The organism is Pseudomonas sp. GW822-FHT04H02, assembly GCF_058800645.1.
This window is the reverse complement of sequence record NZ_JBXAMM010000002.1, coordinates 1,081,010-1,105,228: the sequence shown is the minus strand read 5'-3', so window position 1 is coordinate 1,105,228 and position 24,219 is coordinate 1,081,010. Positions and strand designations below refer to the sequence as shown.

27 protein-coding genes are annotated in these 24,219 nt (G+C 64.1%); 5 read left to right on the top strand and 22 right to left on the bottom strand.

Features of this window, described 5'->3' with window-relative positions:
• Positions 1 to 13: 13 nt before the first annotated feature.
• On the top strand, positions 14 to 838 hold the full coding sequence (locus AC1RMG_RS11915; protein ID WP_015634655.1) for an ion transporter: 825 nt from the start codon (positions 14 to 16) through the stop codon (positions 836 to 838).
• A gap of 90 nt (positions 839 to 928) precedes the next feature.
• The gene (locus tag AC1RMG_RS11910) at positions 929 to 1,930 is read left to right on the top strand and encodes a sulfate ABC transporter substrate-binding protein (protein ID WP_011060028.1); all 1,002 of its coding nucleotides are present in this window, start codon (positions 929 to 931) and stop codon (positions 1,928 to 1,930) included.
• A gap of 65 nt (positions 1,931 to 1,995) precedes the next feature.
• Here the strand turns inward: AC1RMG_RS11910 and AC1RMG_RS11905 are convergent, their stop codons facing one another.
• Both AC1RMG_RS11905 and AC1RMG_RS11900 read right to left on the bottom strand, forming a co-directional pair.
• Positions 1,996 to 2,445: a RidA family protein gene (locus AC1RMG_RS11905; protein WP_011060027.1), complete on the bottom strand. Its 450-nt coding sequence runs from the start codon at positions 2,443 to 2,445 to the stop codon at positions 1,996 to 1,998.
• Between the two features lie 134 nt (positions 2,446 to 2,579).
• The gene (locus AC1RMG_RS11900; RefSeq protein ID WP_183000592.1) at positions 2,580 to 3,209 is read right to left on the bottom strand and encodes a hypothetical protein; all 630 of its coding nucleotides are present in this window, start codon (positions 3,207 to 3,209) and stop codon (positions 2,580 to 2,582) included.
• 245 nt (positions 3,210 to 3,454) lie between these two features.
• Between AC1RMG_RS11900 and AC1RMG_RS11895 the strand changes: the two genes are divergently transcribed.
• Positions 3,455 to 4,663 (top strand): MFS transporter, encoded by a 1,209-nt coding sequence (locus AC1RMG_RS11895; protein WP_041116710.1) that lies wholly within the window; start codon positions 3,455 to 3,457, stop codon positions 4,661 to 4,663.
• A 70-nt stretch (positions 4,664 to 4,733) separates the two neighbouring features.
• Here the strand turns inward: AC1RMG_RS11895 and AC1RMG_RS11890 are convergent, their stop codons facing one another.
• From AC1RMG_RS11890 to ccmA, 11 genes are all read right to left on the bottom strand, one after another.
• Complete coding sequence (locus AC1RMG_RS11890; RefSeq protein WP_493169265.1) at positions 4,734 to 5,876, bottom strand: hypothetical protein; 1,143 nt, start codon at positions 5,874 to 5,876, stop codon at positions 4,734 to 4,736.
• Between the two features lie 119 nt (positions 5,877 to 5,995).
• Positions 5,996 to 6,397 (bottom strand): hypothetical protein, encoded by a 402-nt coding sequence (locus tag AC1RMG_RS11885; RefSeq protein WP_493169263.1) that lies wholly within the window; start codon positions 6,395 to 6,397, stop codon positions 5,996 to 5,998.
• 14 nt (positions 6,398 to 6,411) lie between these two features.
• Complete coding sequence (gene ccmI / locus AC1RMG_RS11880; protein ID WP_015634649.1) at positions 6,412 to 7,623, bottom strand: c-type cytochrome biogenesis protein CcmI; 1,212 nt, start codon at positions 7,621 to 7,623, stop codon at positions 6,412 to 6,414.
• Positions 7,620 to 8,090, bottom strand: coding sequence for a cytochrome c-type biogenesis protein (locus tag AC1RMG_RS11875; protein ID WP_011060022.1), 471 nt, complete (start codon positions 8,088 to 8,090; stop codon positions 7,620 to 7,622). Before AC1RMG_RS11875 ends, ccmI begins: the two co-directional genes overlap by 4 nt.
• Positions 8,087 to 8,623 carry a DsbE family thiol:disulfide interchange protein gene (locus AC1RMG_RS11870; protein WP_015634648.1) on the bottom strand — a complete coding sequence of 179 codons (537 nt, stop codon included), beginning with the start codon at positions 8,621 to 8,623 and terminating at the stop codon, positions 8,087 to 8,089. The genes AC1RMG_RS11875 and AC1RMG_RS11870 overlap by 4 nt, the downstream gene beginning before the upstream one ends.
• Positions 8,620 to 10,608 (bottom strand): heme lyase CcmF/NrfE family subunit, encoded by a 1,989-nt coding sequence (locus tag AC1RMG_RS11865; protein ID WP_493169261.1) that lies wholly within the window; start codon positions 10,606 to 10,608, stop codon positions 8,620 to 8,622. The genes AC1RMG_RS11870 and AC1RMG_RS11865 overlap by 4 nt, the downstream gene beginning before the upstream one ends.
• Before the next feature lie 3 nt (positions 10,609 to 10,611).
• Complete coding sequence (gene ccmE, locus AC1RMG_RS11860; RefSeq protein ID WP_011060019.1) at positions 10,612 to 11,067, bottom strand: cytochrome c maturation protein CcmE; 456 nt, start codon at positions 11,065 to 11,067, stop codon at positions 10,612 to 10,614.
• The gene (gene ccmD, locus AC1RMG_RS11855) at positions 11,064 to 11,240 is read right to left on the bottom strand and encodes a heme exporter protein CcmD (protein WP_011060018.1); all 177 of its coding nucleotides are present in this window, start codon (positions 11,238 to 11,240) and stop codon (positions 11,064 to 11,066) included. The genes ccmE and ccmD overlap by 4 nt, the downstream gene beginning before the upstream one ends.
• Complete coding sequence (locus tag AC1RMG_RS11850; RefSeq protein ID WP_011060017.1) at positions 11,237 to 11,992, bottom strand: heme ABC transporter permease; 756 nt, start codon at positions 11,990 to 11,992, stop codon at positions 11,237 to 11,239. Before AC1RMG_RS11850 ends, ccmD begins: the two co-directional genes overlap by 4 nt.
• 90 nt (positions 11,993 to 12,082) lie before the next feature.
• On the bottom strand, positions 12,083 to 12,751 hold the full coding sequence (gene ccmB / locus AC1RMG_RS11845) for a heme exporter protein CcmB (RefSeq protein ID WP_011060016.1): 669 nt from the start codon (positions 12,749 to 12,751) through the stop codon (positions 12,083 to 12,085).
• Complete coding sequence (gene ccmA / locus AC1RMG_RS11840; RefSeq protein ID WP_011060015.1) at positions 12,748 to 13,383, bottom strand: cytochrome c biogenesis heme-transporting ATPase CcmA; 636 nt, start codon at positions 13,381 to 13,383, stop codon at positions 12,748 to 12,750. The genes ccmB and ccmA overlap by 4 nt, the downstream gene beginning before the upstream one ends.
• Positions 13,384 to 13,579: 196 nt before the next feature.
• Between ccmA and fliK the strand changes: the two genes are divergently transcribed.
• Positions 13,580 to 15,163: a flagellar hook-length control protein FliK gene (gene fliK, locus AC1RMG_RS11835; protein ID WP_053156962.1), complete on the top strand. Its 1,584-nt coding sequence runs from the start codon at positions 13,580 to 13,582 to the stop codon at positions 15,161 to 15,163.
• Positions 15,160 to 15,489 (top strand): EscU/YscU/HrcU family type III secretion system export apparatus switch protein, encoded by a 330-nt coding sequence (locus AC1RMG_RS11830; RefSeq protein ID WP_053156958.1) that lies wholly within the window; start codon positions 15,160 to 15,162, stop codon positions 15,487 to 15,489. Before fliK ends, AC1RMG_RS11830 begins: the two co-directional genes overlap by 4 nt.
• Positions 15,490 to 15,549: 60 nt before the next feature.
• On the opposite strand, the gene AC1RMG_RS11825 is transcribed toward AC1RMG_RS11830, so the two are convergent.
• The 9 genes from AC1RMG_RS11825 to AC1RMG_RS11785 all read right to left on the bottom strand — a co-directional run bounded on the left by AC1RMG_RS11825 (position 15,550) and on the right by AC1RMG_RS11785 (position 24,189).
• Positions 15,550 to 15,942: a DUF2802 domain-containing protein gene (locus AC1RMG_RS11825; protein WP_011060012.1), complete on the bottom strand. Its 393-nt coding sequence runs from the start codon at positions 15,940 to 15,942 to the stop codon at positions 15,550 to 15,552.
• A complete protein-coding gene (locus AC1RMG_RS11820; RefSeq protein WP_011060011.1) occupies positions 15,943 to 16,425 on the bottom strand; it encodes a chemotaxis protein CheW in 483 nt (160 codons plus the stop codon).
• Positions 16,426 to 16,504: 79 nt separating this feature from the next.
• Positions 16,505 to 17,383: a chemotaxis protein CheW gene (locus AC1RMG_RS11815; protein ID WP_320334658.1), complete on the bottom strand. Its 879-nt coding sequence runs from the start codon at positions 17,381 to 17,383 to the stop codon at positions 16,505 to 16,507.
• Positions 17,384 to 17,467: 84 nt separating this feature from the next.
• Positions 17,468 to 18,256 (bottom strand): ParA family protein, encoded by a 789-nt coding sequence (locus AC1RMG_RS11810; protein WP_011060009.1) that lies wholly within the window; start codon positions 18,254 to 18,256, stop codon positions 17,468 to 17,470.
• A 50-nt stretch (positions 18,257 to 18,306) separates the two neighbouring features.
• Positions 18,307 to 19,191: a flagellar motor protein MotD gene (gene motD, locus AC1RMG_RS11805; protein WP_011060008.1), complete on the bottom strand. Its 885-nt coding sequence runs from the start codon at positions 19,189 to 19,191 to the stop codon at positions 18,307 to 18,309.
• 2 nt (positions 19,192 to 19,193) lie between these two features.
• Positions 19,194 to 19,934 carry a flagellar motor protein gene (locus AC1RMG_RS11800; RefSeq protein ID WP_011060007.1) on the bottom strand — a complete coding sequence of 247 codons (741 nt, stop codon included), beginning with the start codon at positions 19,932 to 19,934 and terminating at the stop codon, positions 19,194 to 19,196.
• Complete coding sequence (locus AC1RMG_RS11795; protein ID WP_493169257.1) at positions 19,934 to 21,055, bottom strand: protein-glutamate methylesterase/protein-glutamine glutaminase; 1,122 nt, start codon at positions 21,053 to 21,055, stop codon at positions 19,934 to 19,936. Before AC1RMG_RS11795 ends, AC1RMG_RS11800 begins: the two co-directional genes overlap by 1 nt.
• 47 nt (positions 21,056 to 21,102) lie before the next feature.
• Positions 21,103 to 23,388 (bottom strand): chemotaxis protein CheA, encoded by a 2,286-nt coding sequence (locus tag AC1RMG_RS11790; RefSeq protein WP_065363385.1) that lies wholly within the window; start codon positions 23,386 to 23,388, stop codon positions 21,103 to 21,105.
• Between the two features lie 12 nt (positions 23,389 to 23,400).
• Positions 23,401 to 24,189, bottom strand: a complete 789-nt coding sequence (locus tag AC1RMG_RS11785) for a protein phosphatase CheZ (RefSeq protein WP_011060004.1) — start codon at positions 24,187 to 24,189, stop codon at positions 23,401 to 23,403.
• Between the last annotated feature and the right edge of the window lie 30 nt (positions 24,190 to 24,219).

Genomic DNA, 24,219 nt, shown 5'->3' with positions numbered 1-24,219 from the left:
TCAGGCGATTTCCATGGGCAACAGCGACAACTGGCGGCAGCGCCTCTACGTAATGATCTTCCAGACCGATACGGTGGCGGGGAGGCGCTTTGACAGCACCCTGCTGCTGATCATCCTCGCCAGCCTGGTGATCGTGATCCTCGACAGCATCGACGAGGTCCATCGCAACTACGCCAACGTCCTGGCCTACATCGAATGGGGTTTCACCCTGATCTTCGCCATCGAGTACGGGCTGCGCCTGTACTGCTCCCCCCGGCCGCTGCGCTATGCCTTCAGCTTCTATGGCCTGGTGGACCTGCTGGCGATCGTTCCGGGGATCCTCGCCCTGTATTACAGCGACGCCCAATACCTGCTGATCATCCGCATCATCCGCATGCTGCGGATCTTTCGCGTGCTCAAGCTGGCGCCCTACCTCAAGCAGGCCCACTACCTGCTGGACGCCCTGCGCGGCAGCAAGCAGAAGATCCTGGTGTTCCTGCTCAGCGTCTGCACCCTGGTCACGGTGTTCGGCACCCTGATGTACGTGGTCGAAGGCCCGGAGCACGGTTTCACCAGCATTCCCAAGGGCATCTACTGGGCCATCGTCACCCTGACCACCGTGGGCTACGGCGACATCGTGCCCAAGACCGTGATCGGCCAGGTGATCTCGTCCATGGTGATGATCACCGGTTACTCGATCATCGCCGTGCCCACCGGGATCTTCACCGCGGAACTGGCCAGCGCCATGCGCGGCGAGCAGCTCAAGCACGACTGCCCGGTGTGCCGCAAGAACACCCACGAACCCGCCGCGGCCTTCTGTTCCCGCTGCGGCAATGCGCTATTCAGGAAACTGGAATAAGCAAAGTACTTTTTAATCTTTAAAGAGATATAGCGCCCCGGCTATAGTCGGCGGCAAATTGCCTTCACTCTCGAACAAAAGGAATGTGCAGTGAAAAAACTCTTCAGCGCCTCGCTACTGGCCGCCGGCCTGGCCCTGGGCAGCGTCGCCCAGGCCGCACCGACCCTGCTCAACGTTTCCTACGACGTGATGCGCGACTTCTACAAGGACTACAACGCCGCCTTCCAGAAACACTGGAAAGCCGAGCACAACGAGAACATCACCCTGCAGATGTCCTTCGGCGGCTCCAGCAAACAGGCGCGCTCGGTAATCGACGGCCTGCCGGCGGATGTCATCACCATGAACATGGCCACCGACATCAACGCCCTGGCGGACAACGGCAAGCTGGTGCCGGACAACTGGGTGACCCGCCTGCCGAACAACAGCGCGCCGTTCACCTCGGCCACCGTGTTCATCGTGCGCAAGGGCAACCCCAAGGCCCTGAAGGACTGGCCGGACCTGCTCAAGGACGGCGTGCAGGTGATAGTGCCCAACCCCAAGACCTCGGGTAACGGCCGCTACACCTACCTCTCGGCCTGGGGCTATGTGCTCAAGAACGGCGGCGATGAGAACAAGGCCAAGGACTTCGTCGGCAAGCTGTTCAAGCAGGCGCCGGTGCTCGACACGGGTGGCCGCGCCGCCACCACCACCTTCATGACCAACCAGATCGGCGACGTGCTGGTGACCTTCGAGAACGAAGCGGAGATGATCGCCCGCGAATTCGGTCGCGACCAGTTCGAGGTGATCTACCCGAGTGTGTCCGCCGAAGCCGAGCCGCCGGTATCGGTGGTGGACAAGGTGGTAGAGAAGAAAGGCACCCGCGCCGCCGCCGAGGAATACCTCAAGTACCTGTGGTCGCCGGAAGGCCAGGAAATCGCCGCCAACAACTACCTGCGCCCACGGGACCCGAAAGTGCTGGCCAAGTACACCGATCGCTTCCCGAAAGTCGACTTCCTCTCGGTGGAGAAGACCTTCGGCGACTGGCGCAGCGTGCAGAAGACCCACTTCAACGACGGCGGGATCTTCGACCAGATCTACACCAACGCCAAGTGACCCCTAACGGGTGAATGAAAAAAGCGACCTCCGGGGTCGCTTTTTTTATGCCCCAGGGATGGCGCTCAGAGGGCTCGCGCCGGAGTGAACAGCGCCGCTTCGGCGACCTGATGGCGCTCCTCCAGCACCGCCTCCGCCTCGACTTCGATCAGCCACTCTGGCAGCGACAGCCCGCTGACGATGATCCATGAAGACGCCGGCGGCTGGCTAGCAAAGCGTTCGAGCAAGACTGCGCTGATGTGTTCCTGCTGGTTGCGGGCCGCTTCGGCGATGTAGATCCGCAGCATCACCACATCCGCCAGCCGGCCACCCGCCTCGGCCAGGACCCGGGCGATATTGTCGAAGGCCTGCTCGGTCTGCTCCCGCAGGCCCGGGCCCACGGTGCGCTCCTGCTCATCCACACCCACCTGGCCGGAAAGCAGCAGGCGCCGCCCACCGCGCACCTCCACCGCCTGGCTGAAACCGTATTGCAGGGAATTGAACACACTGGCTGGGTTGAACGTCGACTTTTCCATAAGGCACTCCCGGCGCATTGAACGACCGGAAACCGTAAACCAAGCCTTTGCCGACTTCCACTGCAACCCGCGCGCAGCAACATTTGGCAATGCAAGCCCCCACCCGCCTGGTGGCAAACCCGTGCAGCAGCGGCCTACATCGGCGGTGCGACCCCATCCTTGCCCGCGGAGATCGACTGCGCGGTGAGTTTGCCGTCATCGCTCTGGGTAACGAACATCACCACCTTGACCCCGACCTTGAGCAGGCTGCGGTCGCCGGGAGTCAGGTTGACGATGGGCACATCGTCCGGCACCAGGATCTTCTGCTGGCCGCCCTTGTAGTTGACGGTCAGGGTACGGCCATTGCTCACCACCAGGTCACCGACGCTGCCGTTGGTCATGCTGCTGCCCTTAGCCAAGTCGAAAGGCCGGTGGCCATCACCCGTACCGGCCAACTGCGGTGGAAACACATGCACTTCCAGCGCCTTGAGGGTGCCGTCGGCCATGGGCATGGCCGCCGAGCCGATGTAGCTGCCGGGCTTGATGTCCTCGATATTGGCCAGGGTCACGGCACGCACCTGGGTCTGGGGCGTCAGCTCGACGCTGACATTCTCCCCACTGTTGACGTGCACCCGCACCACGTCGCCGCCGACCCCGGTGATCTCCCCACGTACGCCAATGCGCATGCCCGGCGCGTCCTGGGCCAGGGCCGCGGCGCTGCCCAGCAGGAACGCCAGGGCCAGGCATTGAAGGTTGCACAACAAACCAGGCAAAGACCGATTCATGGAACGGATTCCTCAAGGCAATGGGTGCACAGAGCCCGTCAGTCGACTGCAAGGCCCCGGGGGAGCATGAGCATGCTATCGAACAGGATGTAAGTAAATGTATCATCGCCCCTCGACAGCGACACGCCCCGGTACTCAACGGGCCTTCATCATTCGATCGCTGACCTTTGCCACCCGGCCCGCTCCATCGCTTTGCCACGGGGTCTTGCCGACCTCGCTCCTTGCGCTTGCCCCAGAGATCGCCAATGAATTCCACGACCCAGGCTCTGCCCACCGGCAGCGCGACAATGACCCGAGGCATGGTGCTGCTGTTCGCCTTCTGCTGCGGGGCCATAGTCGCCAACATCTACTACGCACAACCGATCATCGAGCTGATTGCCCCGGACCTCGGCCTGTCCAGCGCCCTGGCCAGCCTGATCGTGTCGCTGACCCAGATCGGCTACGCCCTGGGCCTGTTCTTCCTGGTGCCCCTGGGCGATTTGCTGGAAAACCGCCGGCTGATGATCTGCACCACCCTGGTGGCGATTGCCAGCCTGCTGGGCGCGGCCTTTATCCAGCAGCCCAATGCCTTTCTCCTGGTGTCGCTGTTGATCGGCTTCAGTTCGGTGTCGGTGCAGATCCTGATTCCCCTGGCCGCGCACCTGGCCCCCGAGGAAACCCGGGGCCGGGTGGTGGGCGGGATCATGGGCGGCCTGCTGCTGGGGATTCTCCTGGCCCGGCCGGTGTCCAGCGTGGTGGCCGACCACTTCGGCTGGCGGGCGATGTTCATCGCCGCGGCGCTGCTGATGGCGGCCATCAGCCTGGTGCTGATGCTCACCATTCCCAAGCGCCAGCCGGCCCACAGCGCCACCTATGGCCAACTGCTGCATTCCCTGGGCAACTTGCTGCGCCAGCAACCGGTACTGCGCCAGCGCGCCTTCTACCAGGGTTGCCTGTTCGCCACCTTCAGCCTGTTCTGGACCGCCGCACCGCTGGAGCTGGCGCGCCAGCACGGCCTGAGCCAAAGCCAGATCGCGATCTTTGCCCTGGTGGGCGCCATCGGCGCCATCGCCGCGCCCATCAGCGGGCGCCTGGCAGATGCCGGCCATACCCGCATCGCCTCACTGCTGGCCATGCTGCTGGCGGCCCTGAGCTTCATCCCCAGCCTGGTGCATCCGGCCTACAGCGTGATCGGCATGGCCGTGACCGGGGTGGTCCTGGATTTCTGCGTGCAGATGAACATGGTGCTCGGCCAGCGCGCCGTGTACGCCCTCGACGCCCACAGCCGCAGCCGCCTGAATGCGCTGTACATGACCAGCATCTTCATCGGCGGTGCCTTTGGCTCCTCGATTGCCAGTGCGGTGTACGAGCATGGCGGCTGGCTGGGCATCGTGCTGGTGGGCAGCGCCTTCCCGCTGCTGGCCTTGATGCGTTTCCTGCTGGTGCGGGACAACCGCCGCCCGGCCCGGGCCTGAGGAAAAGGCGCGGCGCCCTTGCCCCTGCCCGGAGTTGCCCGGGCAGGCAAGCTGAACAGGAGCGAGCGCCTCAGATGCGTTCGCGTACCAGGACTTCGATATTGGCCGCCGCCCCCCAGAGCCGCAGGCGCCCGATCAGGCCGGCATCGGTTTCCCCCACCAGGTACAGAGTGTCGATGGTCTGGGTCGCGGCCCATTCGACGAACTCGCTGCTGTCGAAGTCGGCCAGGCTGGCCAGCTGGAATTCACTTTCATAGAAGCCCGGGGTGACCGGGACCGGGGTGTCCTGGGGGCCGGGGGCGCCGATGAAGTCGCAGCCCAGGTGCACCACGCCCCAACGGGCTACCCGCCAATTGCCCAGGGCTTCATCCAGCCGAGCCCGGGCGCCACGGGCAAAACCCAGGCCATCGATGACCACGCGGCGGTTGATGATCAGCCACAGCTTGCGCCGTCGTGGTGCCTTGAGCAGCACTTCGCCGGTGACCTTGGAGGCGCGCAATGCCAGGGCGATCACCAGCAGCAAGGGCACGAAGTAGCTGTAGAGCCTCTCGGTAGCGCTGACCGTTACCAACCCGTACAGGCGCCGCACCTCGGCCCGCTGCTGCTCCAGTTCCTTGATGCTTTCACTCAAGCCCTGCAGCCATTGGCGGATGGGAGCCGCCGTGTATTCGCCGCGGATATCCTCCAGCGCCTGCTGCACCTTGACCTCTGCCAAGACCGAAAGGCGCCCGTCCGCGGTGCGCTCCAGCGCTGCAAAACGCTCGCACAGGCTGCTGACCTGGGCCGCATCCTGGGGCTCGTAGCGAGCGATGGCCGCCTTGCAGTGCTCCGCGCCCAGCATGTCCTCAATCTCCGTGGCCACACGCCGCTGCAGCCCGGCCTGGGCCTGCTGCGCCAATTGGTAGTCGGTCTGGAACCAGTCCACGCGCACCGCCTGGGTGGCGCTGATCAGGGCCAGGGACGCCAGCAGCAGCCAGGCGTAGTCCACGCGCTTCCAGCCGATCTCGCCCAAGCGAAAGACCGAGATCAGGCTCCAGCAGAAGAAGTAGTACATGAAGACGAATGCCAGCAGCAGGCACACCGGCTCCAGCGACAGGTAGATCAGCTCCGGCACCTCGGTCGGGCCAAAGCCATACACCAGCAACAGCACACAGATCAGCGCAAGCCAGAACACCATCGGCGTGAAATAGGGTTTGTTCAGGTCATTCTTCATCGGGCGCTCAACGGCTGATACTCGGGAACACCCCGCTGTATCGGCCAGGCATCCCGAGGCTTAAATAATCCAGCCCGGGCGCAGGCTCTGGCCTGCGCCTCTGCGCTTATCGGACAGGGTTACAGGAACTGGCGACCAAGCCCGGCGGGCACACCATGGATATCGGTGTCTTCCCAGGGCCCGTCAGGGCTGATGGAGCGGCTCCAGCCATTGTTCCAGCGGTAGTAGGTGCGCTGGCGGTAGAAGGTGTTGCTCTGGTCATCCAGCACATAGACCCCCAACCGCGCATCCCAATGGCTGTGCCCGCCCGGTGGCGGCGCGAAGCTGGCGGAGGTGCGTGGCAGGGGCTTGGCGGCGGGGATCGGCGCGCTGGGCGTACCCGGCGCCGTGGACGGGGCCGGGCGTGTGCTCGGCCCTGCCGGCGGGATCGGCTCGGAGCTGGTGGGCACCGGCCGATGGACCGTACATGCGCTCAACCCCAGGACCAGTGATAACAGGGTGATACGAGCGATGGCGGTCATGGCGGCTTCTCTGATTATTGATCCGGGCTGTCGATGGTCAGCTGCTGGGCAGCGGTGGTGCTGCTGGCCAGAGGCTGGCTGCGCCCGACCCACTCGCCGGCCGTCGGCTGGCCGGCGCGGGACACGCGCGCAACCAGTTGGACTTCAGGGAAGTTCGACAGTTTCAACTGCGGCATCATCGCGTCGGCATCCGCCAGCTCGACCGTGGCCGGCAAGTCGGCCACGGTCAGGCGCTTGGCCGCCAGCGGCGCGGGTGGGCCCTGGGTGGCACGAGCGAAGATGAACACGCTGTCGCCCGGCTGGACCTTGGCCTTGAGCTCGGCCGCCAGGTCGACCCTGACCTTGAGCACCGCGCCCTTGGCCTGAGCCTTGGCCGCAGGTTCGCTGGCAACCTTGCCGCCACTGGCCACCAGCTTCTCGCTGGCGCGGTCGATACCGCCCTGCAACGCGGCGCGGGAGTTGTCGTCCGGCGGCAGTTGCGCCTGCAGGCGCTTCCAGTAGTCGATGGCTTCCTGGAAACGCCCGCCTTCGAAGGCGGCGATCCCCAGCAGCCCGAGGCTGGTGACTTCATTGGGGTCGGCTTTCAGGGCTTCGTCGGTCAGGCCCTGGACCTTGTCCGACCATTGCTTGTTGTCGGCAAAGTACTGCGCCTGGGCCCATTGCCCCAGCAGCTCGGGCTGGCGCCCGGCCAGGGCCACGGTGCGTTCGAAGATCTTCGCCGCGTCCGCCGGCCGGTCCTGGGCCATGTAGGTTCGGCCGAGGAAGTACAGGCCTTCGGCGGAATCCGGCTGGGCCGCTACCGCACGCTCCAGGCGCCGGGTCATTTCCTCCATGGACTGTGGCGCCTGGGCGAACTCCCGGGTCAGCTCGACCTTGTCGCTGGCACCAAAATGCAGGTACAGGCCCAGGCCCAGTACCGGCACCAGCAGCGCGGCCAGCAACGGCAGCGGCTTGCCCAGGCGCGAAGTGCGCACGTTAGCGCTGCCTTCGGTATCGGCCAGCAGTTCGCGCGCGGCTTCGGCACGGCCACTGTCCATCTGTTCGGCACTGAGCACGCCTTCCTGCTGCTGGCTGTGCAGTTCGGCCACGCGCTCTTCATAAAGCGCCACGTTCAGCGCGGTACGATCCTCTTCACGCTGAGCGCGACGCTCACGCAATACCGGGATCAACAGGAAACTCAGGGCAATCAGGAGCAGCAGGCCTGCCGCAAGCCAGAAATCAATCATGGGTGGTTTTTATCCAGCAGTTGGTCGAGGCGCTGACGCTCTTCGACGGAAAGCGTGTTCGGGCTGTCGCTGCGCTGCACGCGCCGACGCCGGACAATCACGACAATGATCACCAGCCCGCCCAGCAGCAACCCGGCGGGGCCGAACCAGAGCAAGGCAGTCTTGCCGGTCAGGGCCGGCCGGTAGCGCACGAAGTCACCGTAGCGATCGACCATGAAGTCGATGATCTGCTGGTTGTCCTTGCCCTCGCCGAGCATGCGGAAAATCTCTTTGCGCAGGTCGGCAGCAATCGGCGCGTTGGAATCGGCGATGTCCTGGTTCTGGCACTTGGGGCAGCGCAGTTCCTTGGTCAGCTCGTGGAACCGTTCGCGATCGGTGTCGTTGGCGAACTGGTAGGTGTCGATGGCGGCATGGGCCATGCCGGCGATGCCCAGGCCCAGGATGGCGGCGGCTAACCAGCGCTTCATGGCTTGGCCTCGTCGACCAGGGCCTGGTACTTGGCGGCCAGTTGCTCGCGCCACACCACTTCGTCGATCACCCCGACGTACTTGTCGCGGATGATGCCCTTGGCGTCGATGAAAAAGGTTTCCGGAGCGCCGTAGACGCCCAGGTTCAGGCCCAGGGAGCCCTCCTCGTCACGCACGTCCAGCAGGTAGGGATTGTGGAATTCGGCCAGCCACTTCAGGGCATCGGCGTTGACGTCCTTGTAGTTGATGCCGTAGATCACCACGCCCCTCTCGGCCAGCTTGTTCAGTACCGGGTGCTCGACCCGGCAGGAAATGCACCAGGTGCCCCAGACGTTGACCAGCGCCGGCTTGCCCAGCAGGTCGGCGCGGGTCAGGGTCTTGTCGCCCTGCACCGACGGCAGGGAGAACTCCGGGAACGGCTTGCCGATCATCGCCGACGGCAGTTCGGCCGGGTCCAGGTACAACCCGCGATAGAGAAACACTGCCACCACCAGGAACACCGCCAGGGGCAGCATCATCATCCAGCGTCTCATGCCGTAGCTCCTGTCATGCCCAGCGCTTCGCGCACGCGGCTTTTAACCTTGACCCGGTAGCGCCGGTCCAGGGCCGCCAGCAAGCCACCGAAACCGGTGAGCAGGCCGCCGAACCAGATCCAGCGCACGAACGGCTTGACGTGTACCCGCACCGCCCAGGCGCCATCGCCCAGGGGCTCGCCAAGGGCCACATACAGGTCGCGGGTGAAGCCGGCATCGATCCCGGCCTCGGTCATCATCGAACTCTGCACGGTATACAGGCGCTTCTCCGGATGCAGCACCGCCACTTCCTTGCCGTTGCGCACCACGCGGACGGTGCCCTTGTCGGAAGTGAAGTTCGGCCCTTCGAAGTGCTTGGCGCCCTCGAAGATGAAGTGATAGCCGGCCAGTTCCATGGATTCACCCGGCGCCAGGCGCAGATCGCGCTCGGCGCTGTTCTGGCTCGACAGCACCACGCCCAGGGCGCAGACCGCGATGCCCAGGTGCGCCAGCTGCATGCCCCAGTAGCTGCGGGTCAGGCTCGGCAGGCCCTTGATCAGGCCCTTGTGCCGGGTCTTGTCGACGATGTCGCGAGCCCCGGCCAGCAGCACCCAGGCCGCCAGCAGGAAGGTCGCCAGCACGGCCCAGTTGAAGTCGCCATAGGCGATGCCCGCAACCACGGCCAGGGCCACGCTACCCAGCAGTACCGGGCCGAGCATGCCCACCAGCCATTTCACCGGGGTGTCTTTCCAGCGCACCAGCACGCCCACCGCCATCACCACCATCAGCAGGGCCATCAGCGGAATGAACAGCGCGTTGAAGTACGGCGGGCCCACCGACAGCTTGGCGCCGGTCAGGGCGTCCAGCACCAGCGGGTACAGGGTGCCGAGGAGAATCATCGAGGCCGCCACCACCAGCACCAGGTTGTTGCCCAGCAGCAGGGTTTCCCGCGACCAGAGGTTGAAGCCCACCTGGCTCTTGACCACCGGCGCGCGCAGGGCGAACAGGGTCAGCGCCCCCCCCACCACGAACAGCAGGAAAATCAGGATGAACACGCCGCGCTCAGGGTCGGAGGCGAAGGCATGCACCGAAGTCAGGACGCCGGAACGCACCAGGAAAGTCCCCAGCAGGCTCAGGGAAAAGGCGGCAATCGCCAGCAGCACGGTCCAGCTCTTGAACACCCCGCGCTTTTCGGTGACCGCCAGGGAGTGGATCAGCGCCGTGCCCACCAGCCAGGGCATGAACGAGGCGTTTTCCACCGGGTCCCAGAACCACCAGCCACCCCAGCCCAACTCGTAGTAGGCCCACCAGGAGCCCAGGGTGATGCCGATGCCGAGGAAGGCCCAGGCCACGATGGTCCAGGGACGCGACCAGCGAGCCCAGGCGGCGTCCAGGCGACCGCCGAGCAAAGCGGCGATGGCGAAGGCGAAGGCCACCGAAAAACCCACATAGCCCATATAGAGCATCGGCGGGTGAACGATCAGGCCAATGTCCTGCAACAGCGGGTTGAGGTCGCGACCATCGGCCGGCACTTGGGGCAGGATCCGCGAAAACGGGTTGGAGGTCATGATCAGGAACAGCAGGAAGCCGGTGCTGATCATGCCCATCACCGCCAGCACCCGGGCCAGCATCACCTGGGGCAACTGGCGCGAGAACACCGACACGGCGAAGGTCCAGCCACCGAGGATCAGTGCCCAGAGCAGCAGCGAGCCTTCGTGAGCCCCCCACACGGCACTGAACTTGTAGTACCAGGGCAAGGCGCTGTTGGAGTTGCTGGCGACATAGGCCACCGAGAAATCGTCGCTCATGAAAGCGTAGGTCAGGCAGCCGAAGGCGAACGCCAGGAAGGCGAACTGGCCCCAGGCAGCCGGCTGGGCCAGGCTCATCCACAGGCGATCACCGCGCCAGGCCCCCAGCAGCGGCACCACGGCCTGGACCAGGGCGAAGCACAGGGCGAGGATCATCGCCAGGTGACCGAGTTCGGGAACGAACAGTGCGGAACTCATGGCTTAACCCTCTTTCGCTGGTGTCGGTGCCGACTGGCCGCTGTCTTTCAGGGCCTTGGTGACTTCCGGCGGCATGTACTTCTCGTCGTGCTTGGCCAGCACTTCATCGGCCACCACCACGCCATCGGCGTTGAGCTTGCCCAGGGCAACGATGCCCTGCCCTTCGCGGAACAGGTCCGGAAGGATGCCGCGGTAGGTGATGGTCACCGACTTGTTGAAGTCGGTGACCACGAATTTCACGTCCAGGGAGTCGGCGGAACGCTGCAGGGAACCGGCCTGGACCATGCCGCCGGCGCGGATCCGCGTGTCCAGCGGGGCTTCGCCATTGGCGATCTGGGTCGGGGTGTAGAACAGGTTGATGTTTTCCTTCAGCGCGCTGAGGGCCAGGCCAACGGCAATGCCGACACCGACCAGAATCGCCAGGATGATCAAAAGACGTTTTTTACGCAGCGGATTCACTTACCGTTCTCCCGGCGCAGACGACGCGCCTCTTGTTGCAGATAGCGCTTGCGCGCCAGGATCGGCGCCACCAGCTCACGAGCCAGGACCACCAGGCAAATGCCATAGGCCGACCAGACGTAGAGGCCGTGATGGCCCATGGCGAGAAAATCGCTGAAGGATGCAAAGCTCATCGGGCGGCCTCCAGGCTGCGTTGGACTTCGGCCTTGACCCAACTGGTCCGGGCTTCACGCTTGAGCACCTCAAGGCGCATGCGCAGCAACAGCAGCACACCAAAGAAACAGTAGAAACCCAACGAGGTCAGCAGCAGCGGCAGCCACATTTCCACCGGCATGGCAGGCTTTTCGGTCAGGGTGAAGGTCGCGCCCTGGTGGAGGGTGTTCCACCATTCCACCGAGTATTTGATGATCGGGATATTCACCACGCCGACAATCGCCAGCACCGCACAGGCCTTGGCGGCGCTGTCACGATTGCTGATGGCGGCATTGAGCGCAATCAGACCTGCGTACAGAAACAGCAGGATCAGCATCGACGTTAGTCGGGCATCCCAGACCCACCAGGAACCCCAGGTCGGCTTGCCCCAGATAGCCCCGGTCACCAGGGCCAGGAAAGTGATCGAGTGCCCGATGGGCGCCGCGCATTGCAGGGCGACATCGGCCAGTTTCATTTTCCACACCAGCCCGACCACACCGCACACGGCCAGCATGACGTAGCAGGACTGGGCCAGCATCGCCATCGGCACATGGATGTAGATGATGCGGAAACTGTTGCCTTGCTGGTAATCCGGTGGCGCAAAGGCCAGGCCCCAGACCACGCCGATGCCGATCAGCAACACGGCGGCAACACTCAGCCAGGGCAGCAGCTTGCCACTGATGCCGTAAAACCATTTAGGCGAGCCGAGCTTATGAAACCAAGTCCAGTTCATTCACTATTTCCATCACGGGTGCTTTTCGTGGTCGAAAAGCCTGGGTCTTTTCTCAGAAAGAAGTGATCAAAAAATGATCAGACCTCATTATTATTCGCCGACGCTGATCTTCAGGCCAGCCGCTATTGCAAAGGGTGTCAAGGTTACTGCCAGGGCGGTCAGGCTCCCAAGCCAGAGCAGGTAACCGGTTGCCGGCATGCCCTGCAATGCCGCCTGCAGGGCGCCACTGCCGAGAATCAGTACCGGGATGTACAACGGCAGGATCAGCAGCGCCAGCAGCAGGCCGCCACGCTTGAGCCCTACCGTCAATGCCGCGCCTACTGCGCCCAGCAGGCTGAGCACCGGGGTCCCCAGCAGCAGGGACATCAGCAGCACCGGCAGACAGGCGGCAGGCAGCCCCAGCATCACCGCCAGCAAGGGCGCGAGCAAGACCAGTGCCAACCCGGAAAACACCCAGTGTGCCAGTACCTTGGCCAGAACCAGAAGAGCCAGGGGGTGCGGCGAAAGGACCCACTGCTCCAGGGATCCATCCTCGAAATCACTGCGAAAAAGCCCGTCCAGCGAGAGCAGGACGGACAATAGGGCCGCTACCCAGACCAGCCCCGGAGACAAGGTTTGCAACAATTGTGTCTCAGGTCCCACGGCCAGGGGGAACAGTGCGACAACGATTGCGAAAAATACCAAGGGGTTGGCCAGTTCCGCCGGGCGCCGGCACAACAGGCGCGCTTCACGGGCCACCAACAGGGCAAACACACTCATGCGGCCCACCGTCCCAGGTCAATGTCACGGTAGCCGGAAGGCATGCGGGCCAGGCTGTGGTGGGTGGTCAGGACCACCATGCCGCCGCGCTCGCAATGGCCCGCCAGGTGTTCTTCGAGCTGGGCCACGCCTTGCTTGTCGAGGGCGGTGAAGGGTTCGTCGAGTATCCACAACGGCGGGCTGTCCAGGTACAGGCGCGCCAAGGCCACGCGGCGCTGCTGGCCGGCGGAAAGGGTATGGCACGGCACATCCTCGAAACCGCGCAGGCCGACCGCCGCCAGGGCCTGCCAGATCGCCTCGCGCCGGGCAGGCTGGTGCAGGGCACAGAGCCAGCTGAGGTTCTCCTCGGGGCTCAACAGCTCCTTGATGCCGGCGGCATGGCCGATCCACAACAGGTTGCGGGCCAGTTCCGCGCGCTGGGCGTGCAATGGCTGGCCATTGAGCAGCACCTGGCCGCTGGTGGGCTGCATCAACCCGGCCAGCAGGCGCAGCAGGCTGGTCTTGCCGCTGCCGTTGGGGCCGCTGATCTGCACCATGTCGCCGCCCGTCAGACGCAACTCGAGGTGTTCAAATAGCATCCGCCAATCGCGCTCACAGGCGAGTGCTACGGCTTCGAGAAGAGGGCTGGTCAAGGGATAGCGGGCCTTTACAGGTTCAAGTCGGCAACGGAGCGGCCGTTAAAGAGATGCAGGATAAATGCATTGGCGGCCTGTTCTAGAGAGCTGCGTCAAACAATTGCAATGTTTTCACCACTCCCCCAAAGACGGGCGGCATTATACATGCGAAGCCCTACGCTTATGAGGGCTAATTTCCACAGGTTGTGTCCGAATGACAGGCGAAATGAACATCCTGCCTGCGCCCCAGGTGCCCGCGCCCGGCGCCTCGCGCCCCCAGGCGATCAGCGGGGAACTGCTGAAGCTGGTGCCGCCCCTGGAGGGCCTGATTGCCGCCGGCCAGAGCGCCAAGGCCGAAGTGCTGTCGCTCAAGCAGACCGACCAGACGTTCCAGTTGCTGCTCAAAGTGACCCTGGACAACGGCCGGCAAACCACTTTGCAGGCCACCAGCAATCAACCCCTGCCCCAGGGCACCAGCCTGGCGGTCACCCAACCCTCGGCGGGCAACCTGGCGATCACCGTGCAACAGGCCATCGCCTCCAGTGTCGCCGCCCTGACCCGCCTGGACACCAGCCAACTGCCCCCCGGCACCCTGATCCAGGCCAAGGTGCTGACCAGCCAGATGCTGCCTCAGGGCACCAGCCAGCCGGCGATCTATCGCTCCCTGGTGAGCCTGCTCAACACCGCACAGAGCGGCGCCACCCTGAGCATCGAAAGCCCGCAGCCGCTGCGCATCGGCAGCCTGCTCAGCGCCCTGGTCTCGGATGCCCAGACCCTGAATTTCGTCCCCCTGAGCAGCCGTCAGGAGCAATTGGCCATCGCCGCCCAACTGGCCAGCCAGCAAAGCCGCCAGGGCTCCCTCAGTAGCTTGATCAACGCCCTGCAGAACCTGCCCGCCGACAGTGACCCCTCGACCACCTCCACCGACCTGCGCGCCGCCGTCGAGCGCCTGCTGGCCGGCCTGCCCGACGTGCAGCAACTGAGCAACCCGCGCGGCGTGGCCCAGGCCTTGCTGGGCAGCGGCCTGTTCCTGGAAGCCCGGCTGCTGGCCGGGGCCAACCCGGGGCAGGTGCCGGACATGAAGGCCGACCTGTTGCGCCTGATCGCCCAGCTGACCCCGGGCCTGCCCTCCTCCACCAGCTTCAACGCCATCCTGGCCGCCAACACCCTGGCCCAGTCGCTGCCCAGCTTCGTGCGCAGCGCCCTGGGTACCCTCGGCCAGGTCAGCGCCAAGGCTTCGCCCACCGGCTTTCCATTGCCGGAACGGTTGCTGCAGAGCCTGGAAGGCGAAGGTGACCTGGAACAACTGCTGCGCCTGGCCGCCGCGGCCGTATCGCGCTTGCAGAGCCATCAATTGTCGAGCCTGGAGCAAAGCGGCCTGACCGACGATGGCCGGCTGTTGAGTACCTGGCAGTTGGAAATCCCCATGCGCAACCTGCAGGACATCGTGCCCTTGCAGGTCAAGCTGCAGCGCGAAGAGGCGCCGGAACCGGAGCCGGAACACAAACGCGAGGAACGTGAGCCCAAGCAGGCCCTGTGGCGGGTCGACCTGGCCTTCGACCTGGAGCCTCTGGGCCCGCTGCAAGTCCAGGCACAGCTGATCCAGGGCCGGCTGTCCAGCCAGCTCTGGGCCGAGCGCCCCTACACGGCGAGCCTGATTGAAAGCCACCTGGGCAACCTGCGCGAACGCCTGCTGGCCTCGGGACTGAATGTCGGCGACCTGGATTGCCACCTCGGCACTCCGCCCCAGGGCCCGCAAACCCGATTGGAACAACGCTGGGTGGACGAAACCGCATGAAGCACTCTCCGCCACCACGCCAGGCCATCGCCCTCAAATACGATGGCCAGCAGGCTCCGACCCTCACCGCCAAGGGCGATGACGAACTGGCCGAAGCCATCCTGAAGATTGCCCGGGACTATGAAGTCCCGATCTACGAGAACGCCGAGCTGGTGAAGCTGCTGGCGCGACTGGAGCTGGGCGAGAGCATTCCGCCGGAGCTGTACCGGACCATCGCCGAGATCATCGCCTTCGCCTGGAACCTCAAGGGCAAGTTCCCGGCGGGGCATGATCCGCAACGGGCGGAACTGGAGAAGGACATCACCGAACGCGGCGACGATTACTGATACAGCCCGGCCGCATGAAGGCCCCAGGGGCCTTTTTTGCAGCGGGCGTTCGCGGCTACATCAGCCTTTGTGCAGCTTGCTGACCAGCTCCGCTTCGGCCTGGGTGAGGCCGCAGGACTGGGTCAGTTCATCGACGCTGGCGCCCATGCCCACCAGGCGCGCGGCCTGGGCGAACGACAGGCTGGAAGGGTCACGCTGCTCCAGCTGGGCCAGCTTGTCCGGCAAAGGCGCTACCACAGCGCGCAACTCGTGCAGGTCCTCGCCCATGCGCACCGTACCGCTCTGGTAATGGTCGACGCGCTTGGCCAGCTCCTTGATCCGCTGGTCGCGCACGGCGTCACCCTCAGCCTGCTGGGCAGCAATCTGCCGCTGGTTGCGGGTGTAGGACAGGAACAGAGCCAGAGTGGCGACCCAGAGGATCGCCAGGACAATTACCGCTACCTCGAGGATCAATCAGATACTCTCCAGTTCCGACCATTCCTCTTCGCTCATCATCTTGTCCAGCTCAACCAGAATCAGCAGTTCGCCGTTCTTGTTGCACACGCCCTGGATGAACTTGGCCGACTCTTCGTTGCCGACGTTCGGCGCGGTCTCGACTTCCGACTGGCGCAGGTAAACCACTTCGGCGACGCTGTCCACCATGATCCCGACCACTTGCTTGTCGGCTTCGATGATGACGATCCGGGTGTTGTCGTTGACTTCGGTCGGCACCAGGCCGAAGCGCTGGCGGGTATCGATCACGGTCACCACGTTGCCGCGCAGGTTGATGATCCCCAGCACGTAGCTGGGTGCGCCCGGCACCGGAGCGATCTCGGTATAGCGCAGCACTTCCTGGACCCGCATCACGTTGATGCCGTAGGACTCGTTATCCAGCTTGAAGGTGACCCATTGCAGGATCGGATCTTCGGAACCCTGTGCAGACGACGACTTATTCATACCCTGACCCCTCAAATAACCGTTGAAAACGGCGTGTGTTCTGTGTGGCCACGCCCGACGGACGCGGCCTGTTGTTGGTTTACTTCGGCTTGTGGGCCGCTTGACTGATCGCCATCTGCTTGGCGCCACCGGTGGCGATCAATTCCGCCAGTTCGGCAACATCGAGCAAGGCGCACATATGTTCAATCACCGTGCCGGCCAGCCACGGGCGTTGGCCACGGTGACTGCGCCACTTGATTTCATTGGGGTCCAGGCGCAGCGAGCGGCTGACCTGATGCACCGCCAGCCCCCACTCATAGCCCTGGACCGAGATCACGTACTGCAGGCCCTGGCGGAAATCGTCGCGGTAGCGATCCGGCATGACCCAGCGTGCGGTATCCAGCACCTTCAGGTTGCCAGCCTGGCTCGGCAGGATACCGAGGAACCATTCCGGCTGGCCGAACAGCGGCGTCAGCTCCTGCCCGGCCAGGGAATAGATCGAGCCCAGGCATACCAGGGGCACCGCCAGGGTCAGGCCCGCAACATCGAACAACAGGCACTCGAACGGCTCTGCCGCCCAGGCGGGACGATCGCTGCCGGTGACCGGAGGCGGCGTATTGCTCGGCGGCAAGTGCACTTCCACCACGGGCGGCACCAGGGCCTGGAGCATCGGCACCACGGGCGAGAGGGTGCTTGGCATGGGCTCCGGCGCTTCCAGCACCGGGGTGGCAATAGGCTCTGGCGCAGCAACCGCAGGCGCCGAGTGCTGCTGGAGCTCGGCGTCACGGGCCTGCTCTTCCAGTACCGCGGCCTGGAATTCATCCAGCACTTCACTGGAGGCTTCGACCACTACCGGGGCGGGCACCGGGATCGGCGGCTCTGGCAGCAACTCCTCGTCGGTGGCGTCCTGCAGCAAAGCGTCCAGGTACGACTGCAGCGCCAACTGCGGCCGGCTCTTTACATCCAGAGGACGGTTCATGAGGATGCCCACGCTAAAACCCCGATACAGTGACCTGTAGGGGTTATCGGCCGGGCGGCGTGGCGACTTGAATAACGCTTCACGTCAAGCCACCTGCGCCACGAGCTGCTGGGCCAGCAAGTGCTTGAGCAAGGCCTTGTAGGCCAGTACGCCGCGGCTCTTGCCATCGAATTGCGAAGGGGTGACCCCGGCCCGGCTGGCGTCGCGCAGGCGGGTATCCACCGGAATGTAGCCTTGCCAGATCTCCTCGGGAAACTTGTCCCGCAGTACCCGCAGGGTGCCCAGGGAGGCCTGGGTACGGCGGTCGAACAGGGTCGGCACGATAGTGAACGGCAAGGGTTGCTTGCGCGAGCGATTGACCATGGCCAGGGTATTGACCATGCGCTCCAGGCCCTTGACCGCCAGGTGCTCGGTCTGCACCGGGATCACCAACTGCTGGCTGGCCGCCAGGGCGTTGACCATCAGCACCCCGAGCAACGGGGGGCTGTCGATCACCGCATAGTCGAAATCCTGCCACAGCTGCGCCAGGCTCTTGGCGATCACCAGGCCCAGGCCGCTCTGCCCCGGCGACTGGCGCTCCAGGGTGGCCAGCGCGGTGCTGGACGGCAACAGCGAAATACGCTCGTGGCTGGTGCCCAGCAACAACTGGCCCGGCAGGTCCTGGGGCACATTGCCCTTGTGCAGGAACAGGTCGTAGCTGCTGTGCTCCAGGCTGTCCGGGTCATAGCCGAAGTAGCTGGTCATGGAGCCGTGGGGGTCGAGATCGACCACGACCACACGCTTGCCCGCCTCGGCCAGCAAGCCGGCTAAAGCGATGGAACTGGTGGTTTTACCGACACCACCCTTTTGATTGGCAACTGCCCAGACTCTCATTCGGTTGGTTCCTCCCGCCCGGCCACAGCGGGGCGAGACATAGCGCTAAGTTATAAAGCAGGTGACGGAGAATTGACGGCGCTTCCCTGTACCGGCGTTTTGACCGGGGTTGGTGCAGTTTGTGTGCCAGCACGCTTGAGTGCCGCATCCGGTGTTGCATGGGCGGTGCCGGTACCGGTCAGGCTGCGGCGCACATCCAGGTTGCGCGACACCACCAGCACCACCCGGCGATTGCGCGCCCGGCCTTCGGCGGTGGCGTTGTTGGCCACTGGCTGGAACTCACCGTAGCCCACCGAGGCCATGCGCGCCGGGTTCACCCCCTGCATCGCCAGCATGCGCACGATGCTCGCCGAACGGGCCGAGGACAGTTCCCAGTTGGTCGGGTACTGCGCGGTCTGGATCGGCAGGTTGTCGGTGAAGCCCTCGACATGGATCGGGTTGTCGAAGGGTTTGAGGATCTTCGCCACCTTGTCGATGATGGTGAACGCCTGGTCGCTGGGCATGGCATCGCCACTGCCGAACAGCAGGCTGGAGTTGAGCTCGATCTCCACCCACAGTTCATTGCCGCGCACGGTCATCTGGTTGGAGCTGATCAGGTCGCCGAAGGCTGCGCTGATGTCATCGGCGATGCTTTTCAGCGGGTCACTGGCCCCGGCGATGCCGGCGTCGGTCTGGTCGCTGTCCTTGACCAGGGGCTTGGCCGGGGTCACGGTCTTGGGACGCTCGTCGCCGATGGGAATCGGCTTGAGGCTACGATCGGAGTCGGTGAAGACCCCGATCAAGGCTTCGGAAATGACCTTGTACTTGCCCTCGTTGATCGAGGAAATCGAGTACATGACCACGAAAAACGCGAACAGCAAGGTAATGAAGTCGGCGTAGGAAACCAACCAGCGCTCATGGTTGACGTGTTCTTCTTGCTGGCGACGACGGGCCATAATCAGTCCATGAAGCCTTGCAGCTTCAGCTCGATGGAGCGGGGGTTTTCGCCTTCGGCGATCGACAGGATGCCTTCGAGGAGCATTTCCCGGTAACGCGACTGGCGCAAGGCAACGGATTTCAGCTTGGCGGCGATCGGCAGCAGCACCAGGTTGGCACTGGCCACCCCATAGATAGTGGCGACGAAGGCCACGGCGATGCCGCTACCCAGCTGGGATGGATCGGCCAGGTTGCCCATCACGTGGATCAGCCCCATTACCGCGCCGATGATGCCGATGGTCGGCGCATAGCCGCCCATGCTCTCGAACACCTTGGCGGCCTCGATATCACGACTTTCCTGGGTATAGAAATCCACCTCGAGAATGCTGCGGATGGCTTCGGGTTCGGCACCGTCCACCAGCAACTGCAAGCCCTTGCGCGCATAACTGTCAGGCTCGGCATCCGCCACGCCTTCCAGGCCCAGCAGGCCTTCCTTGCGCGCGGTGAGGCTCCAGTTGACCACCCGGTCGATGCCGCCCGGCAGATCGACCCGGGGCGGGAACAGGATCCAGGCAAGGATCTGCATGGCCCGCTTGAAGGCGCTCAGCGGCGACTGCAGCAGTGCCGCGCCGATGGTCCCGCCGAGCACGATCAGTGCCGCCGGACCGTTGGCCAGGGCCGACAGGTGCCCCCCCTCAAGGTAGTTGCCACCGATGATGGCGACAAACGCCATGATGATCCCGATAAGGCTGAGCACATCCATCAGAGACAGGCCTCGACCAGGTGCCGGCCGATGTCGTCCAGGCTGTACACCGCATCCGCCAGGTTGGCCTTGACGATGGCCATTGGCATGCCATAGATCACACAGCTGGCCTCGTCCTGGGCCCAGACCGCACTGCCGCCCTGCTTGAGCAGACGCGCGCCTTCGCGACCGTCGGCGCCCATGCCGGTGAGCACCACCGCCAGAACTTTGTCGCTGTAGGACTTGGCCGCAGAGCCGAAGGTGATATCCACGCACGGCTTGTAGTTCAAGCGCTCATCGCCCGGGAGAATCTTCACCGCACCGCGACCGTCGACCATCATCTGCTTGCCGCCAGGCGCCAGCAGCGCCAGGCCTGGACGCAGGATGTCGCCATCCTCGGCTTCCTTGACGCTGATGCGGCAGAGCTTGTCCAGACGCTCGGCAAAGGCCTTGGTGAAGGCCGCCGGCATATGCTGGATCAAGACGATGGGGGCCGGGAAGTTGGCCGGCAGCTGGGTCAGGACCCGCTGCAGCGCCACCGGGCCGCCTGTGGACGTACCAATGGCCACCAGCTTGTAGGCCTTGCGCTTGGGTGCCGGCGAATTCGCACTGGCCGCCGGCGCCGCTGCGCGGGCCGGAGTCGGTGCGGGAGCTGGCGAGCGCGAACTGGCGAAGCTCGAAGGAGCAGGTGCCGGAGCACTCGCCGGCTGCGGTGCCGGAGCACTGTAGCTGCTGAAGCGCCGATTGCTGCGCGAAATACTGTGGACCTTCTCGCACAGCAACTGCTTGACCTTCTCGGGATTGCGCGAGATGTCCTCGAAGTTCTTCGGCAGAAAGTCCACCGCCCCGGCATCCAGCGCATCGAGGGTAACTCGGGCGCCTTCGTGGGTCAGGGAGGAGAACATCAGGACCGGCGTCGGGCAGCGCTGCATGATGTGCCGCACTGCGGTGATGCCATCCATCATCGGCATCTCGTAGTCCATGGTGATCACGTCCGGCTTGAGCGCCAGGGCCTGATCGATCGCCTCTTTACCATTGGTCGCCGTGCCGACGACCTGGATATTCGAATCCGCTGAAAGAATTTCCGAGACGCGGCGGCGGAAAAAACCCGAATCGTCCACCACCAGGACTTTGACTGCCATAAACACTCCGTTAGGTGGGGCGAGGCCAACCGCCCCTCCCCGCCGAATCAAATACGCCGTGCGGCGTAACGCTTGAGCATGCTCGGAACATCGAGGATCAGAGCAATGCGGCCGTCACCGGTAATGGTGGCGCCGGACATGCCCGGGGTTCCCTGAAGCATTTTGCCCAAGGGCTTGATGACCACTTCTTCCTGGCCCACCAGTTGATCGACGACAAAGCCGATCCGCTGGGTACCCACCGAAAGGATCACTACGTGGCCCTCGCGCTGCTCTTCATGAGCGGCGGAACTGACCAGCCAGCGTTTGAGGTAGAACAGGGGCAACGCCTTGTCGCGCACGATCACCACTTCCTGGCCGTCCACCACGTTGGTGCGCGACAGGTCGAGGTGGAAGATCTCGTTGACGTTGACCAGCGGGAAAGCGAATGCCTGGTTGCCGAGCATGACCATCAGTGTCGGCATGATCGCCAGGGTCAACGGCACCTTGATGACGATCTTCGAGCCCTGGCCCTTGGTCGAATAGATGTTGATCGAACCATTGAGCTGGGAAATCTTGGTCTTCACCACGTCCATGCCCACACCGCGACCGGACACATCGGAAATCTCGGTCTTGGTGGAGAAGCCCGGGGCAAAGATCAGGTTGTAGCACTCGGTATCGCTCAGGCGGTCGGCGGCGTCCTTGTCCATCACGCCGCGCTTGACGGCGATGGCGCGCAACACGTTCGGGTCCATGCCCTTGCCGTCATCGGAGATCGACAGCAGGATGTGGTCGCCTTCCTGTTCCGCCGCCAGTACCACCTTGCCGCCACGGGACTTGCCCGAGGCTTCGCGCTCTTCCGGCGATTCGATGCCGTGGTCCACCGCGTTGCGCACCAAGTGCACCAGCGGGTCGGCCAGGGCTTCTACCAGGTTCTTGTCGAGGTCGGTTTCTTCCCCCACCAGCTCCAGGTTGATCTCTTTCTTGAGCTGCCGGGCCAGGTCGCGAACCAGGCGCGGGAAGCGCCCGAAGACCTTCTTGATCGGCTGCATGCGGGTCTTCATCACCGCGGTCTGCAGGTCGGCAGTCACCACGTCGAGGTTCGACACGGCCTTGGACATGGCTTCGTCGCCGCTGTTGAGGCCCAGGCGCACCAGGCGGTTACGCACCAGCACCAGCTCGCCCACCATGTTCATGATTTCGTCCAGGCGCGCGGTATCGACACGCACCGTGGTTTCCGCTTCGCTGGCAGGCTTTTCCGCCGGCGGGGCCGCAGCGGCGGCGCGAGCCGGTGCCGGTGCCGCAGCAGGAGCAGCGGCAGCTTTCGGCGCCTCGGCCTTGGGCTCGGGCTTCTTCGCCGCCGGCTTGGCGACGGCAGCAGTGGCCGCCGCAGCCGGAGCCGCAGTGGCCGCGGCTGGCTTGGCCGCACCCGGGGTTTCGGAGAATTTGCCCTTGCCGTGCAACTCATCCAGCAGGGATTCGAATTCGTGATCGGTGATCAGGTCGCTGCCGGCTGCGGCTGCGCTTGGTGCGGCTGCGGCAGGAGCGGCAGGCGCCGCCGCCACGGCCGAATCCAGGGCCTCCACGGCGAAGTTGCCCTTGCCATGCAACTGGTCCAGCAATGCTTCGAATTCATCGTCGGTGATCTCATCACCTGCGCCAGCCGCACCACTGGTGGCACTGGCCGCGGCCGGTGCCACGGCATCCGGGGCGAACTGGCCCTTGCCGTGCAACTGATCGAGCAGGGATTCGAACTCGGCGTCGGTGATTTCATCGCTGGCCGGCTCGCCCTGGGCCGCAGGTGCGGCGGCAGGCGCTGCTTCGGCTTCGGCCTTGGCGGCATTCAGCGAGTCGAGCAACAGCTCGAATTCGTTATCGGTGATGTCCCCTGCCGGGCTTTCTTCGGCCACAGGCTCGGCAACCGGCTCAACCACCTCTTCCACAGCAGGTGCTGCAGGCTCGGCACCGGCAGGTTCGGCCAGGCGCGCCAGGGCCGCCAGCAACTCCGGTGTGGCAGCGGTGATTTCGGTGCGCTCACGGACCTGGCTGAACATGCCGTTCACCGCGTCCAGAGCTTCAAGCACCACGTCCATCAGTTCCGAGTCGACTCGCCGCTCACCCTTGCGCAGGATGTCGAAGACGTTCTCGGCGATGTGGCAGCACTCCACCAGCTCATTGAGCTGGAGGAAGCCGGCGCCCCCTTTAACAGTGTGAAAACCGCGAAAAATTGCATTGAGCAAGTCCGCATCATCCGGCCGGCTTTCCAGCTCGACCAGTTGTTCGGACAGTTGCTCTAGAATCTCGCCGGCCTCAACCAGGAAATCCTGAAGGATCTCTTCATCGGCGCCGAAGCTCATTAATGGGTGCTCCTAGAATCCAAGGCTGGAAAGCAAATCGTCTACATCGTCCTGACCGGACATAACGTCTTCCCGTTTATCGGCATGAATCTGCGGACCTTCACCCTTGGCGAGATGTTTTTGCGGATCTTTTTCAGCGAGGATCGATTCACGGTCATGTTCGATACCGGCGAAACGATCGACCTGGCTGGCCATCAAGACGAGTTTGAGCAGATTGCTTTCGACTTCCGTGACCAACTGGGTCACACGCTTGATCACCTGACCGGTCAGGTCCTGGTAATCCTGCGCCAGCAGAATGTCGTTGAGGTGGCCGGAAACGGTACGGGTTTCCTGTTCGCTGCGCGTCAGGAAACTGTCGACCCGGCGCGCCAGCTCGCGAAACTCTTCAGCGCCGACCTCGCGCCGCATGAAGCGCCCCCAGTCTGCGCTCAAGGCCTGGGCTTCAGTGCTCAGGCCGTTGACCAGCGGGGTGCTGCTCTCCACCAGGTCCATGGTGCGGTTGGCTGCGGCTTCCGTCAGCCGGACCACATAGGACAGGCGCTCAGTGGCATCCGTGATCTGTGAAACTTCCTCGGCTTGCGGCATGTGCGGGTCAATCTGGAAATTGACGATCGCGCTATGCAGCTCGCGGGTGAGCTTGCCCACTTCCTGGTACAGGCCGCGGTCACGGGTCTGATTGAGCTCATGGATCAATTGCACCGCTTCGCCGAACCGGCCCTTTTCAAGGCTCTCGACCAGTTCCAGCGCATGTTTTTTCAGGGTCGACTCAAAGTCGCCCAGTGAAGATTCGTTATGCTCCATAGCTCCCCCGTGGCGGAATGGCTACGCGTC

What these genes read in the sequence shown, in the direction of transcription:
- fliK (WP_053156962.1), top strand. Translation starts at nt 13,580, where the DNA reads ATGACAGGCGAAATGAACATCCTGCCTGCGCCCCAGGTGCCCGCGCCC.
- AC1RMG_RS11905 (WP_011060027.1), bottom strand. Translation starts at nt 2,445, where the DNA reads ATGGAAAAGTCGACGTTCAACCCAGCCAGTGTGTTCAATTCCCTGCAA.
- ccmD (WP_011060018.1), bottom strand. Translation starts at nt 11,240, where the DNA reads ATGAGCTTTGCATCCTTCAGCGATTTTCTCGCCATGGGCCATCACGGC.
- AC1RMG_RS11890 (WP_493169265.1), bottom strand. Translation starts at nt 5,876, where the DNA reads ATGAAGAATGACCTGAACAAACCCTATTTCACGCCGATGGTGTTCTGG.
- ccmB (WP_011060016.1), bottom strand. Translation starts at nt 12,751, where the DNA reads ATGAGTGTGTTTGCCCTGTTGGTGGCCCGTGAAGCGCGCCTGTTGTGC.
- AC1RMG_RS11820 (WP_011060011.1), bottom strand. Translation starts at nt 16,425, where the DNA reads ATGAATAAGTCGTCGTCTGCACAGGGTTCCGAAGATCCGATCCTGCAA.
- AC1RMG_RS11830 (WP_053156958.1), top strand. Translation starts at nt 15,160, where the DNA reads ATGAAGCACTCTCCGCCACCACGCCAGGCCATCGCCCTCAAATACGAT.
- motD (WP_011060008.1), bottom strand. Translation starts at nt 19,191, where the DNA reads ATGGCCCGTCGTCGCCAGCAAGAAGAACACGTCAACCATGAGCGCTGG.
- AC1RMG_RS11800 (WP_011060007.1), bottom strand. Translation starts at nt 19,934, where the DNA reads ATGGATGTGCTCAGCCTTATCGGGATCATCATGGCGTTTGTCGCCATC.
- AC1RMG_RS11895 (WP_041116710.1), top strand. Translation starts at nt 3,455, where the DNA reads ATGAATTCCACGACCCAGGCTCTGCCCACCGGCAGCGCGACAATGACC.
- AC1RMG_RS11795 (WP_493169257.1), bottom strand. Translation starts at nt 21,055, where the DNA reads ATGGCAGTCAAAGTCCTGGTGGTGGACGATTCGGGTTTTTTCCGCCGC.
- AC1RMG_RS11885 (WP_493169263.1), bottom strand. Translation starts at nt 6,397, where the DNA reads ATGACCGCCATCGCTCGTATCACCCTGTTATCACTGGTCCTGGGGTTG.
- AC1RMG_RS11915 (WP_015634655.1), top strand. Translation starts at nt 14, where the DNA reads ATGGGCAACAGCGACAACTGGCGGCAGCGCCTCTACGTAATGATCTTC.
- AC1RMG_RS11865 (WP_493169261.1), bottom strand. Translation starts at nt 10,608, where the DNA reads ATGAGTTCCGCACTGTTCGTTCCCGAACTCGGTCACCTGGCGATGATC.
- AC1RMG_RS11870 (WP_015634648.1), bottom strand. Translation starts at nt 8,623, where the DNA reads ATGAGACGCTGGATGATGATGCTGCCCCTGGCGGTGTTCCTGGTGGTG.
- AC1RMG_RS11850 (WP_011060017.1), bottom strand. Translation starts at nt 11,992, where the DNA reads ATGAACTGGACTTGGTTTCATAAGCTCGGCTCGCCTAAATGGTTTTAC.
- AC1RMG_RS11900 (WP_183000592.1), bottom strand. Translation starts at nt 3,209, where the DNA reads ATGAATCGGTCTTTGCCTGGTTTGTTGTGCAACCTTCAATGCCTGGCC.
- AC1RMG_RS11875 (WP_011060022.1), bottom strand. Translation starts at nt 8,090, where the DNA reads ATGAAGCGCTGGTTAGCCGCCGCCATCCTGGGCCTGGGCATCGCCGGC.
- AC1RMG_RS11815 (WP_320334658.1), bottom strand. Translation starts at nt 17,383, where the DNA reads ATGAACCGTCCTCTGGATGTAAAGAGCCGGCCGCAGTTGGCGCTGCAG.
- ccmI (WP_015634649.1), bottom strand. Translation starts at nt 7,623, where the DNA reads ATGATTGATTTCTGGCTTGCGGCAGGCCTGCTGCTCCTGATTGCCCTG.
- AC1RMG_RS11810 (WP_011060009.1), bottom strand. Translation starts at nt 18,256, where the DNA reads ATGAGAGTCTGGGCAGTTGCCAATCAAAAGGGTGGTGTCGGTAAAACC.
- AC1RMG_RS11790 (WP_065363385.1), bottom strand. Translation starts at nt 23,388, where the DNA reads ATGAGCTTCGGCGCCGATGAAGAGATCCTTCAGGATTTCCTGGTTGAG.
- AC1RMG_RS11785 (WP_011060004.1), bottom strand. Translation starts at nt 24,189, where the DNA reads ATGGAGCATAACGAATCTTCACTGGGCGACTTTGAGTCGACCCTGAAA.